This is a genomic window from Anaerolineae bacterium (assembly GCA_025062375.1).
Lineage (GTDB): Bacteria > Chloroflexota > Anaerolineae > SpSt-600 > SpSt-600 > SpSt-600.
Genome location: JANXAG010000046.1, coordinates 1 through 12,473, shown reverse-complemented (window position 1 = coordinate 12,473; position 12,473 = coordinate 1). Strand labels below are relative to the sequence as shown.

General features: G+C 51.4%; 7 protein-coding genes. 2 read left to right on the top strand and 5 right to left on the bottom strand.

The features are described 5' to 3' along the window. Window positions 1-47 precede the first annotated feature (47 nt). On the bottom strand, window positions 48-668 hold the full coding sequence (gene lexA, locus NZ653_09225) for a transcriptional repressor LexA (GenBank protein ID MCS7287302.1): 621 nt from the start codon (window positions 666-668) through the stop codon (window positions 48-50). A 182-nt stretch (window positions 669-850) separates the two neighbouring features. Here lexA and NZ653_09220 point away from each other — a divergent pair, with 182 nt between their 5' ends. Together NZ653_09220 and ychF are read left to right on the top strand one after the other, a co-directional pair. Then, window positions 851-3,745: an ATP-binding protein gene (locus tag NZ653_09220; GenBank protein MCS7287301.1), complete on the top strand. Its 2,895-nt coding sequence runs from the start codon at window positions 851-853 to the stop codon at window positions 3,743-3,745. After that, window positions 3,742-4,836, top strand: a complete 1,095-nt coding sequence (gene ychF, locus NZ653_09215) for a redox-regulated ATPase YchF (GenBank protein MCS7287300.1) — start codon at window positions 3,742-3,744, stop codon at window positions 4,834-4,836. The genes NZ653_09220 and ychF overlap by 4 nt, the downstream gene beginning before the upstream one ends. 15 nt (window positions 4,837-4,851) lie before the next feature. Here ychF and NZ653_09210 read toward each other — a convergent pair whose 3' ends face one another. Genes NZ653_09210 through NZ653_09195 form a run of 4 tightly spaced genes read right to left on the bottom strand, consistent with a single transcriptional unit; the run spans window position 4,852 to window position 11,015 of the window. After that, window positions 4,852-6,813 (bottom strand): glycosyltransferase family 39 protein, encoded by a 1,962-nt coding sequence (locus tag NZ653_09210; protein MCS7287299.1) that lies wholly within the window; start codon window positions 6,811-6,813, stop codon window positions 4,852-4,854. Beyond that, window positions 6,810-9,506: a glycosyltransferase family 39 protein gene (locus NZ653_09205; GenBank protein MCS7287298.1), complete on the bottom strand. Its 2,697-nt coding sequence runs from the start codon at window positions 9,504-9,506 to the stop codon at window positions 6,810-6,812. Before NZ653_09205 ends, NZ653_09210 begins: the two co-directional genes overlap by 4 nt. Further along, on the bottom strand, window positions 9,484-10,176 hold the full coding sequence (locus NZ653_09200) for a rhomboid family intramembrane serine protease (protein MCS7287297.1): 693 nt from the start codon (window positions 10,174-10,176) through the stop codon (window positions 9,484-9,486). The genes NZ653_09205 and NZ653_09200 overlap by 23 nt, the downstream gene beginning before the upstream one ends. Continuing rightward, window positions 10,173-11,015: an enoyl-CoA hydratase-related protein gene (locus tag NZ653_09195; protein MCS7287296.1), complete on the bottom strand. Its 843-nt coding sequence runs from the start codon at window positions 11,013-11,015 to the stop codon at window positions 10,173-10,175. The genes NZ653_09200 and NZ653_09195 overlap by 4 nt, the downstream gene beginning before the upstream one ends. Between the last annotated feature and the right edge of the window lie 1,458 nt (window positions 11,016-12,473).

The window sequence follows — 12,473 nt, the reverse complement described above, 5'->3', positions numbered from 1 at the left end:
TTATCCTGTGGGAAGCAAGGACCATCTCTATCTTCCGGGCCTGAAGCTCAAGGTTTCCCCTCATAGCTCATATCCCTAATTACGAGAAGGACCTTGCCCTGGATTTCAAGGTTTTCGAGCTCCTCTCCTTCAATTCTTATGGGCTCCCTAAAGAAGGGGCTTTCCGGCTTGAGGGTGACCCCCATTTCGTCCCTGAAGAACCTTTTCAGGGTGGTGAAGTTCCTCCCCCTGAGCCAGGCGGCCACCATATCACCGTTTCTGACCTCATAGACCCTGTCGAGGATTACCACGTCCCCATCATGGATTCCTGCATCCATCATGGAATCCCCGACAACCCTCAGGGCAAAGGGGCTTCTGGCGTTTTTCAGGAAGGAAGAAGGTATGGGAAGGAACTCTTCAGGGGGAGACTCCGGGCCTGGTAGAGGCCTATCGGCGTAAATGAAGCCCAGGATTGGTACCGATGTGGTTTTATCCCTTTTAAGGATAACTCCCCTGGCCTTTCCCTTCTGTCTCTCTATAAGGCCTGATTTTTCCAGGATAGAGAGGTGGTAGTGGACGGTGGAGGTGGATTTGATTTTGAGCTCTTTCTGGATTTCCCTTATAGTCGGAGGGTGGGGGCTGGATTGGATGAAGTTAAAGATCTCAAGGGTTTTTCCCTTTAAGGTCATAGCCTCACCTCCTAACTTATTCTGGGGATATTATATAAGAACATTTGTTCTAAGTCAAGTGGGGCATTCCCTCGCTGAGCCTTCGGAGCTATGCCAGTGCCTTGAACCCTGACTCGGAAGCTTGCTCAGCCTGGATTTAAATGTTAGAATAAATTTGAAGCTTTTCCCAGAGGCGCCGGGGCATGGATCTTAAGCTCCATTCTTTAAAAGCATGGGAATGGCTCATCCTGTCTTTTTATGCCATCGTCATAGTTGCCACGCTTTACCTCAGGCGCTCGGCTATAAAGCTAAGAGTGAAAGTTATCCCTCTGGCTCTTGTTTGTGCCGCTCTAAATCTATTTCCTTCGCTGACCCCTTTTCTGGCCCCTTTGCCCATTATTCTGGCCGCTGCTGATGGAGTGTGGTCAGCCGCAGTGGTGGCTTTGGCCGGAGGGTTAACAGGCTCGCTGACAGGGAAATTGCCTTGGATTACCGCTGGGGGTGAAGTTCTCTTCGGTTGCCTGGTGGGCTTCCTCATGACCCTCGGTTATTCTGATCCCATGCCCCGTTTGCTCAGAAAACCGGAGGTGGCCTCAGTTCTGGCCTCTCTTATAGCGTGGCCATCGCCTCTGGCCTTTGCGCTCGCCTCTATCCCCGAACTATACTTAAAGGGGAAATTAATTTCCCTGGGAAGCTTTTTTCTCCCCCTGGTGGCAGTCCTGGCATGGGCCTCTATTTTCCACCTCTCCCCCCTTTATAAGCCCCCTCCCCCTCGTTCCGATAGGGTTTCCCCAGTGGCCAGAAGCATTTCTCTGGCCTTTGCCACCTGGTTCCTCGTTCTATCCCTTGCAGTTTCTCTTGTTTCCATAGCCGCTGTAACCCTGGTGAAGACGAAGGATGAGCTCAGGAAAGCTTCTGAAGGCTTAACCCAGGAGCTTTCTTATCTAACATCATCCCTTAAAGAGGCAGAAATCCTCGCCGATTATCTTATCTCTTTACCCCCATCCGAACGAACCAGAGCCATCGCTTCCCTCTGCCCCCTCTCCTGTCTGGCTATCCAGCCCGGAGACCCGCGACAGATTCTTTATCCTGAAGAGGAAAAGGCTATCTCTAATGCTTGGGCTTTCTCAAGACCTTACCCCTACGAGGGTGGTTGGGCTTTTTCTCTAATCCGCAATCTGGGGCCCGATAGGTTATTGATAAGAGTGCCAGCTGTGAGCTCTAACATGTGTCTGGTGGATAAAGAGCGCAATTATATCCTCTGTCCGGCAGGGATTTCAGAGGACTTTGGAGATAAACTCGTTCTGGAGGGGGATAAGGTTTTGGTTTTTGTCCCCCTTAGTGAAATTGCAGGTAGAGTGGGTAAATCCATGGCCCTTTTCGCCCTGGCCCAACTTTTTATCCTGTTGCCTGTCATGCTCATAGTCTCAATCCTCACCTTTCGCCTCATTCAGCCTCTTGAAGAGCTTTCCCGAAGAGCCGTAAGGCTGGCCGGCGGCCATTTGGACGAAAGCCTCTCCCTGGCAAGGGAAGACGAAATTGGAAAGCTGGCCAGAGCTCTGGAAAGGATGCGTCAATACTTCAAACAGAGAATTGATGAATCCTATGCCCTCCTCAGGGTAAGCCAGAAAGCTCTTTCAACTCCGGAACTGGAAAGGGGCATAGAAATTCTTCTTCTGGGCCTCCGGCAACTAACGAAAGCAGCTGGGGTAGCTTTCGTTATCGTGGAAAAAAATGGGCTTGTGGATAATTTCTGGGCTATGGGAAGGATATGGCGTGAAGAGAAAAATCAGCCCCCAAGCGCCTGCTCCAGACTCCTTTTAATGCAGAAGGAACCTGTAGTCATACCGTTTGTCCGGGAGGCCCCTCTGGTCCTGCGAGAGACTCTCCACGAGATAGGAGCAAGGTCTGTCATAGGTATACCCCTGCATAACGGGGTCCTCTGGTTCACTTTTTCCCATCCGCTGCAGATTTCCTCTTTAGAATTGAGCCTGATAAACACCGTAGCAGGTCAGCTTGCAGTTATGGCTGAAAACATTAAACTTCTTAAAGGGCTTGAAAAACAAAAAGCCTATCTGGAGGCTATCCTCAAGAGTGCCCTCGACCCTATCTTAGTGTTGGACGAACTGGGAAGATTGGTGACCCTGAATCCGGCAGCAGAAGAAGCTCTGGGGATAAAGCTGGAAAGTTCCCGGGGCTTGCCTCTGGCTGAAAAGCTGAGGGATCAGCCCTGGAAAGAATTCCTGGAACAGTTAAAAATAGCCAGGACTCCCTTCCAGGCTGAAATTCCTGTTCCCCAGGGAATAACCTTCCATGCTAAAGCCTCCCCTCTTTTGGATGACAAAAAGTTTCGGGGTTGGGTTATCGCCATGAGGGATATAACCATCCTTAAAGAAGCCGAGCGTTCGCGAGCGGAAGCTCTGGAGATCGCTTTCCACGATCTCCACACCCCCCTTACTTTGATCAGGGATTATGCTAGGAGCTTGGGGGAGCTCGGGGAGCTGAATGACCAGCAGAGAGAAATCGTGGAGAGGCTGATGAGGAACGCGGAGCATCTGAGCCGGCTGGTAAGAAATTTCTTAGATATAAGCCGAATGGAAGCAGGGATAATGAAATATGCCCCCTGCTGGCTTGGCCCCCTGGTGGAAGAAGCCATAGCCGAGGTAGCCGAAAGAGCTAAAGAGAAAGGCCTATCCCTGGAGGTAAAGTTAGACGAAGCCTACCCCTTTACAGGCGACCGGGAATTTGTAAAGAGGGCGATAATTAACCTCCTGGACAACGCTGTAAAATACACCCCAGCCCCGGGGAAAATTACCATTTCGGTGGATGATGCCGGTCGGTTTTGGGTGCTCAAAGTGCAGGACACAGGCATTGGAATCCCCTATTCCGAGCAACAGCGCATCTTTGAGAAATTCTATCGGGGGAAGGAGGCAGAAGCCCTGGGCATAAGAGGCAGCGGCCTTGGCCTAGCCCTGGTGAAGACTGTAGCCGAAAAGCATCGGGGGAAAGTATGGGTTGAAAGCGAGCCAGGCAAGGGAAGCACTTTCTTTCTGGCTATTCCCAAAGCTTACAGGACAAAGTTTCCGGAGGAATCATGAGTTTAGAGATAGGGATTGTAGGTCTTCCCAATGCCGGGAAATCCACCCTTTTCAACGCTTTAACCAGAGCTAATGCAGCAGTAGCTAAGTATCCTTTCACCACCATCGAACCCAATATCGGGATAGCAGCCGTGCCCGATGAGCGGCTTCTGGCCGTGGCGGAGGTGGTTAAACCTGAGGCCATCACCCCGGCTACTATTAAATTTGTGGACATAGCGGGCCTGGTGAAGGGTGCTCACAAAGGGGAAGGGCTTGGGAACAGGTTTCTGGGACACATACGAAACGTAGACGCTATCGCCATGGTTGTGCGCTGCTTCCACGCTCCTGATGTTCCCCATCCCTTTCCGGAGATCAACCCCCTTATGGACATAGAAGTTCTGGATACGGAGATGGCCTTGGCGGATCTGGAAACGGTGGAGAACCGCCTGGCAAAGGTGAGGAGTGCAGCCAAAGCTCACCCCAGGGAGTTTAAAGAAACCCTTGAGCTCCTGGAGAGCCTGCATGAGCATTTAGCCTTGGGAAGAAGAGCTGTGAATTGGGATGGAGAAGAAGGGCAAGCCCTGGTGAGAGAGCTTAACCTCCTAACCGGCAAAGCCAGGATTTTTGTAGCTAACGTTTCAGAGGAAGAGCTCCCCGATGGAGGAGAACTGGCCTCCAGGGTGCAGCAAAAAGCTCTGGAGGAAGGGACAGAAGTGGTGGTCCTGTGTGCAACTCTTGAAGAAGAACTTGCCCGCTGGCCGGAAGAAGAAGCCAGGGCGTATCTTAGAGAACTGGGGCTTGAAGAACCGGGGTTAAATAAACTGGTGAAAGCAGGCTACAAACTTTTGGGGCTCATAACCTTTTTCACCGCTACCGGACGTCGGGAGGTGAGAGCCTGGCCAGTCCGCTACGGAACCACCGCCTGGGAAGCGGCGGGCAAGATTCACTCCGATATGCAGAAAGGCTTCATCCGAGCAGAAGTTATAAACTGGAAAGACTTTGTAGAAGCAGGTTCCTGGGCTGAGGCGAGAAGCCGTGGCCTGGTGCGTATTGAAGGCCGGGATTATGTGGTTCAGGATGGGGACGTAATTCACATCCGTTTTTCACCCTGACCATATCCCGGCCAATTACTTCGTAACTTCCACGGCCCCCAGGATTATCTTGTTGTCTAGAATTTTGCCATCCTCATCCAGCACAGGCAGGCGCTCCATAGTTTCCAGATTGTAGAGGCCAACCTCAATGAGGTAACGGCCTTCGGGAAGTTCAGGGGGGATTGGAAGGGGATAATCCTGCCAGTATATTTCCCCAGGAGGCCAGCGGGATGTGGGGTAAAACCCATCCCCGAGCAATTTGTCCAGACCGCTGCAGAATTTCCCCTCACTGTTCAGAAGGTGAGTAAAAGCGGAATAGTTCTGGCTTACGGGCCCCATGGCTCTCCAGTAAAGGGTTATATAGATAGTTTCCCCCTGGCGGAAAGAAGCGCGCTTATCGTGATGGTAACGTACCCATCCGCTTCCCCCCAGATCGTAGCCTAAAAGTTCCATATTATCTCCAAATTTAACCCTTAGAGGATGGCTTATCGGCGGAGTTGGAGGGAAGTAGGGAGTGTTTTCCAGGGAAAAAAGCAGAAGCGCAGGCCCATGAGGTATCTCCATGTGGACGGGAAGTCTGTTGGAATAAGTGGTTAAAAGGTCCATCACTATGCGGCGGGGATCAGCCAGTTCTTCCTGCCAGAGGACAAGCCATACCCTCCGGTGACGAATGGTCACCTCATTTAGGAGCCTTGAGGCTTCCCAGGAAGTCAAAACTTTGTCCACCCTGGGCAATATACCGGGTGGGAGCGGGTAGACGGGCAAGCCTGTGCGGTCATAGTATTCCAAGACCGGTAGAAAATGCCCTCCTACCAGTATTATCCCATCCCCGGGCTGTGCATTCTGGTTTATGTAACCCACGACCTGACGGAAGTCATCTCTGGAAAAAGCGGGGTCAAAATAATAGCCCTTCAGGGATAAAAGGTTGGTCCAGAGGAAAAACAGGATCAGGACAGGTGGGAGCCGAGGGACTTTGTTTTTTAGAAAGTCCATCCCCCCGGAGAAAAGGAGCATGGCGAGGGGCAAAGTAGGAAGTAAATAACGGGGGTGATATTTAGGACGCGTCAGAAGTGCGAGGAAGAGGAAAAAAGCAAAAATTAAGATTCCGAAGGTCGGATAAACGAGGGCAAAAAAACGATATTTCTGGTTTTTGAAGCGCAGTAAAGCAACGGCCATTCCTGCCAGAACGAAGGCCAGGAAAAGACCTGTTCCTGTTTCTGCCCAGGATCCCTTAAGAGTTTCCCCCACGGCAAAGAAATGGAACCACTCTCGCAGAGCTTTGCCCAGGTTTAAACTCCCAGGCCAGTAAGTGGTATTGTGTTTCAGCTGAGAAAGCAAATTAGGGACCCATGGGGAAAAACCCAGCGCTACGGAGAAAAGAGAGAGCCCCAGAGCCCGTTTAGGCCATAGGAAAAGCCGTCCGTCGGCCCTCAACAAGCGTCTGAGGAGGATGTAAATGAGCTGAGAAGCCAGGGCGAAAACCGAGAAAAAGTGAGTGTAAAGCGCACCCAGGGTTGAAATGGAGTAGGCAAGCCAGAAGCGAAAAGCCTTTTCTTGCCAGCCACGCCCGAGGAAATAAAAGGAGGCTAAAAGAAGAGCAACCCACAAGGTATACCCTCTGGTCTCCTGAGCATAGCGGATAAAGAAGGGCGAAAAAGCTAAAAGAAGCATAGCCAACCGAGCGTTCCCGGGCTTGAATATCCTCACTCCTAACGGATAAACCAGGGCAACACTTATCACTCCCCAAAAAACAGAGAAAAACCTCGCAGCAAACTCGCTTTTGCCAGCGAATCCGATCCAGAAGTGGAGGAGTATAAAGTAAAGGGGAGGGTGATCGGTCCCACCCGTTTCTTTCAAAAGTTCTCTCAAGCCTTTGGAAGCCAGGTAAATGCTTATGCCCTCATCATGCCAGAGGCTTGGACGAGCCAGAAGGAAACTTTGAAGGAAGAAAGCAAGCGCGATTATTGCCAGTGTAAAAATCCTCTTTGCATCCCTCATCTCACTTCTACAAGGTTAAGGATAATACTGTCTTTACCATCCGTCGGAAGCCTCGGCATCCCCGGCGCTGTGCCATCGTAAAGGCCGATCTCCAGACTGTAGAGACCGGGATGAATATCCGGAGGGAGAACAATAAAGTGTTGATCCTCTATAACTTCTCCTGCCACCCAGCTTGTGGTGGGGCGCTCCCCACGAGCAGGCGGGCTGTCATCCTGAGCAATAAGGCGGCCATCTGGCCCCAGAAGATGCACAAATACCGTCCAGGCTCTCTCCGCTTCTCCTAAGGCTTTCCAGTACAGGGTCACGGTGAGCCTTTCTCCGGGCTTGGCAGGAATGGGCGATAAATCAATCCCCAGTAGCTCCGTTACATTCCCGAAGGAGGCCTTCAAGGGTATGGAGGGCGTGGGGAGGGTGAAATTTCTCTTTATCCCTCTAACCTGCACTGTGGCCAGGGGCCAAGAAGCCTCTGGTGTAAGGAGCAAAACCGTGGCCGGGCCTCCACTCGCCGAAGGAGGCACCCTCAACAGACATTTCCCCAAAACCACAGCACCCGAAGGCCAGCTGGAAGTGGGGAAACTTTCGCCAGCCGGAGGACAAAGCCTCTCCTTCACGTTGCCTGCCGAGTCTTTTAAACGGATGGAAACTTGATAATCGGTGCGGGGCTTTTGCTTCACTTCCCAGAGGAAAGTAAGGGTAAGGGTCTGGCCAGGATAAGCTTCAGATGGAGATAGAGAGAAACCCCGGAGAACGATCTCAGGGGTTAAAAGGATATCCAAATTGGGGCTTAGGGGCAAGGCTTCTCCTGGAGCAAGAACTTGCAGCTCTTCAACCTCCACCTCTCCCAGGAAGGCCTGCACGCCCTGCGGCGCTCCCATTGAATCCAAGAGCTCAAGCCATCGTAATGTCTGAGTTTCATACAAACTCAGGAAGAGACGATACTTTCCCGGGGGAGCACCAGGAGGAAGCGGCAGCTTAACCTCGCCCGGGATTAGCTCACCGGGGCGCCAGCGGAAAGTTGGATACAGGTAAGAGGCGGGACGCTGGTCGGCCTGACCCCAGAAGATGCCATTTTCATCAGTTACCCTGAGACAGAGCTGATAATCTTTTTCCATAGAGCTCAGAGCTTGCCAGTAAAGGGTAAGGCTTTTGCCGTCCCAATCATAACCCAGAAGCTTTATCTTACCTCCAAAATTGGCGTTAACCTGGTGTTCAGGCTCAGGAAACGAAGGGAAGTGGGCATCGGGAGGAATCGAGTAATGGCGAAGGCGAACGTGCCAGAAAGAGGAATCCACCGGGATAGACCTGGCATATTTTTCCAGAAGCCTGACCACGACGCTGTTCGGGTCCACCACTTCATCTTGCCACAGCACCACCCACACCCCCTTTTTTCCTTTAAGGATTCTATTGAGGTCTTCCCCCACTCTAAAATCCAGAACTTCCCGGGTTGAAAGGATGCGCAGGGGAGGCAGAGGGGTCCAGCCACTATTCCCGAAATAGTAGGAGAAGACTGGATACATGTGGCCAGAGATGAGGATGATGGCCTCATCGGGCTGCTGATGCTTCTGAAGGTAACGAGCCACACCGCGAAAGTCAGCTTTGGTAAAGGCGGGGTCAGAATATAAATTGTAATCGGATAAAAGGGAGGACACCAGAACGAGGGAAAGCCCTAAGAAGAAAACAACCTTTAGCCTGAGGCGCAAGAGCTCCACAAGTCCTCCCGCTATGGTTATGAGAAAAGCAGGAGATTCTAACATGAGATAACGGGGGTTAAACTTGGGCGAGCGGTAGGTTAAAGCAAGGATAGAAATAAGGGGAACAAAAAAGTAAAAGGAGAGGAAAAGAGCTGCTTGCCCTTTACGAAAAGCCAGAAGGATTAACGAAACCAGAAAAAGGCCCGCCATAGCCCAGGCTATGGGTGCGGCCTTATCTTCCAGCATGGTTTCCCCCACGCTGAAGGAGATGAAGATTTTGCGCAGAGCTTCTCCCACCTTTAAAGTCCCTTCCCAATAACTTACGTCAACGTGGTAGCGTCTAAAGAGGAATGGAAGCCATGGTAAATAGAGAGCCAAAGCAATTCCTTTCCCTGAGATTAGATAGACCACTGTTCCGACTCGTTTTTCCAGGAGAAGGGGAAGAACCATGAAGGCCATAGAGGCCATAAGAAAAGCGGCAAAATAGTGAGTGTAAAGTGCGGCCACAAGGCTTACAACCCAGGCTGAAAAGATTAAGGGGGAAAAAACTCTTCCCCGGATTTCCAGGAAAAGCCGGAGGGAGAGCACGGAAAAGAAAGTGAGCATCGTGTACATCCTGGCTTCACGGGAGTACCAGAGATAGAGAGGGGAAAGAGCTGCAAAGAGAGCAGCCAGGAGGCCTGCTTTTCTTCCAAGCAATTCAGTTGTTAGCCCCCATATACCTGGCACCAGCAGAACCCCGAAAAAGAGGGAGAGAAAACGGAGAGAAAATTCGCTCCGGCCGGCGGCTTTAACCCAGAGATAAAGAAGATAGTAGTAAAGAGGGGGCTGAATATCCTCGGCGGTCCACAGAGTAAGCTCTGAAAGGCTCAAATACGTAAGGTAAGCCGAGACCCCCTCGTCATACCAAAGGCTCTGGGAATCAAGCTGGTAAATTCCGAGGGAGAAAGAGAGGAGTACCAGTAAGGCCAGAAGCCATTCAGTTCCAGATTTCATAGTCATAATGATATTCGGAACGCCTTCTGCGGAAGATGGGACCTAAGACCAGGCCCGCAACGAATCCTCCGATGTGGGCCCACCAGGCTACGCCCCCGGTTACGGCTGTAGAGGCTGTTATGGTGGCGAAGCCGTTGAGGAGCTGGACCAGAAACCAGCTGCCAAGGACCAGAAGGGCGGGGACGGAAATCATTTGGAGGTAGAAGAAAAAGGGGACGGCCATTATTACCCGGGCCCTTGGGTAGAAAAGGAAATATGCGCCCAGCACTCCGGCCACCGCTCCGCTAGCTCCAATCATCGGCACTTTGGATAAGGGGTTTACCAGAACCTGAGCAAAAGCAGCAGCACAGCCGCTAAGGAGGTAGAAAAATAGAAAACGGAGGTGCCCCATCGCATCTTCAACGTTATCCCCGAAAACCCAGAGGTAAAGCATATTGCCAAAGAGGTGAATCCAGCCGGCATGGAGAAACATGGAAGTGAAAACTGTTATGAAAACAAAGGGGTAACTACTCCAGTTAACTATATACCAGGGGGTAAGGCCGAAAATAGCGATGAAACGGTCCAGGTAGCGGCCGAGGCTAAGCTCAAAGAAAAAGACCAGTATGTTAATGGCGATTATGAGATAAGTTATTACCGGAAGGCGGCGGGAAGGTATATCATCGGCGAGAGGGATCATCGGCGGCCTCCTTTCGGTTCCACTTCCCTGTGATAGGGGACTGGTATGTATTGAACGGAGGGACGACGCTGGGCCGGTTGACGGTAGAGACTCATAAGGGCATAAACTTCCTCTGGCATTTCATTGCTTACAGGAAGGCCCAACTCGCGAGCTTCCTCAAAAGTTATTGGATAATCATGGGTCCATTGACCACAACTTAGAGCCTCCGCCAGACTTTCAGCCTTACCCTCATCAAACCCGTTGGCCATCAAAATCGCTTTAACGGTTCTAAAGACCTGACGTCTCGCTTTCTCAGCTACGTCGGCCAATATCAGAGTGGTATCATCAATCTCGTTTATGTTCTTTCTCTCCAGCACTTTGAGGACCGAGGCAGCAGGATATTGGCCAAGTTGGGGATCTACAGGCCCCAGCACAGCATTATCGTCCATAATTATTTTATCGGCAGCCAGGGCGATAAGGGTTCCGCCAGACAGGGCATAGTGGGGGACGAAAACAGTAACAGGGGCTTTGTGGCGTACTAAAGCGAAGGCGATCTGTTCCGCAGCCAGAACAAGTCCCCCTGGAGTATGAAGGATTATATCAATGGGCATATCGGAGGGTGTTAACCTTATAGCCCTTAGGATTTCCTCCGAGTCTTCTATGTCAATGAACCGGCTCAAGGGTATCCCCAAAAAGGAAATAGTTTCCTGGCGGTGGATAAGAGTTATGAGCCTGGAGCCACGCTTTTTTTCCAGCTGCCTGATAAGGCGATGGCGTTCAATTTCCAGGAGGCGTTGCTTTACCATAGGGCTAAGGCTTATAAGGATTAAGAAAATCCACAGAAATTCTAAAACACTCATGCCTCTCCCCCAGAAGTATTTAGAAAATTATACCATGCCTGGCGACTTTCGGGAAGCGGAGCCTTTTTGCACGCCAAGAGATTTTAAACAAAGCCAGTGCTCCCGAGGTAGAATAGTTAAAGAGATAAGTGCATGCATGATTTGTCAGGGAGTGTGTGCCGAATGGCGTATATAAGTTCGGGAAGGAGGAGGGCGTTGAGCAATCGTCTCTTTACAGCGACCACTTTTTAGCCACGCCCACAAGTGGGCCACCGCCCAAGCACCCTCCATACTCCAGTTCATCACCACCACTTTCAAGCGACAGCCAATTACGTGTCGGCACCTACTTTACACCGTCCCATTTCCAATTTGAACACCCTTCTCCGTAACAGTCCCCAAAGGGATGAGAACCATGGCCGTTCGTTTCCGCCAGTAGCAGGCCGTCTGACCGTACGAGCAATAAATGGCTCATTTGGGGTAAGCTGGCGCGCAGAAGAAAGGCCTGGTCCATTTCCCAAAGGATGGCGAGGGTTTTCTTTAATTCGGGGTTGGGCCATTTGCTGTTTCATTTACTGGACGAAGGCTTCTTGTTGGAAAGAAAGACTGCAAGTCATCGAGCACCTCCATCGGTATTCCCTCCGCCTGAAAGGCAATCCGCTCCCTACCTAACAACTCCTTAAGTTGTCCACAAGTGGGTTGAAGGCCTCAAGGACCTCTCCCGAAAACCCCACCACTTTCCACGCCAGACTCCTCTACAGATAGAGAAAAAGGTCAAGGAGGCTCACTGGGCCACTCACTACGGCCGAGAAAGACTTTCCATTTACCTTCAATTAGGAATAAACGTCACATTCTTCGCCGCCATGACCTAATAGAAAGACCTCGCCTTAACCGAAAGCCACTCTATCCAGCCCTCTGGGCCTGGGAAGTGAAAAAACCTTTCTCCTTTATCCAGGCGGATGTAAAGGCAAACCCTTGGCCCGGCTCTTTGGAACCATCTGCTTGTGACAGCCGCACTCGCTCACCCTTTCTGGCGTGCCAATAGCTTGGCTTTCCTGTAACCTTCCAGACCAGGAATTCGGTGGGGATAACCCTGAGAAGGTTGCTGGGGCTATCCCCCTGGACGTAAAAGAGAGGAGCCACAGATAACTAATCTCATCCTTGCCCGCGACCCAGAGGGTAGTAACGATCTATTGTCCGTTACAAGTCACATTAGCAAAGTAAGCGCTCTGTTACTGCAAAGAGCTGCGAAGCAGTTCCCAATTGCGAGAGGGAGATCGCAATGCTTGCGATGGCATGGTAAAGATCAGGCTTTTCCCACCCTCGTAGGCCTGAGGTTTGCCACTGTTCTGGGTCCCACTCGTGGGCAGGATGCTAAAGGTGGCCGATCGCTCCCTTTTTGAGGTTTCTGGGGGCACATCCCCCACGCCCCCTGGGCCCGGAATAACCCCCCCCCTCCAGGGCTCAAGCAACCCCACGGCG

What these genes read in the sequence shown, in the direction of transcription:
- lexA (MCS7287302.1), bottom strand. Translation starts at nt 668, where the DNA reads ATGACCTTAAAGGGAAAAACCCTTGAGATCTTTAACTTCATCCAATCC.
- NZ653_09220 (MCS7287301.1), top strand. Translation starts at nt 851, where the DNA reads ATGGATCTTAAGCTCCATTCTTTAAAAGCATGGGAATGGCTCATCCTG.
- ychF (MCS7287300.1), top strand. Translation starts at nt 3,742, where the DNA reads ATGAGTTTAGAGATAGGGATTGTAGGTCTTCCCAATGCCGGGAAATCC.
- NZ653_09210 (MCS7287299.1), bottom strand. Translation starts at nt 6,813, where the DNA reads ATGAGGGATGCAAAGAGGATTTTTACACTGGCAATAATCGCGCTTGCT.
- NZ653_09205 (MCS7287298.1), bottom strand. Translation starts at nt 9,506, where the DNA reads ATGACTATGAAATCTGGAACTGAATGGCTTCTGGCCTTACTGGTACTC.
- NZ653_09200 (MCS7287297.1), bottom strand. Translation starts at nt 10,176, where the DNA reads ATGATCCCTCTCGCCGATGATATACCTTCCCGCCGCCTTCCGGTAATA.
- NZ653_09195 (MCS7287296.1), bottom strand. Translation starts at nt 11,015, where the DNA reads ATGAGTGTTTTAGAATTTCTGTGGATTTTCTTAATCCTTATAAGCCTT.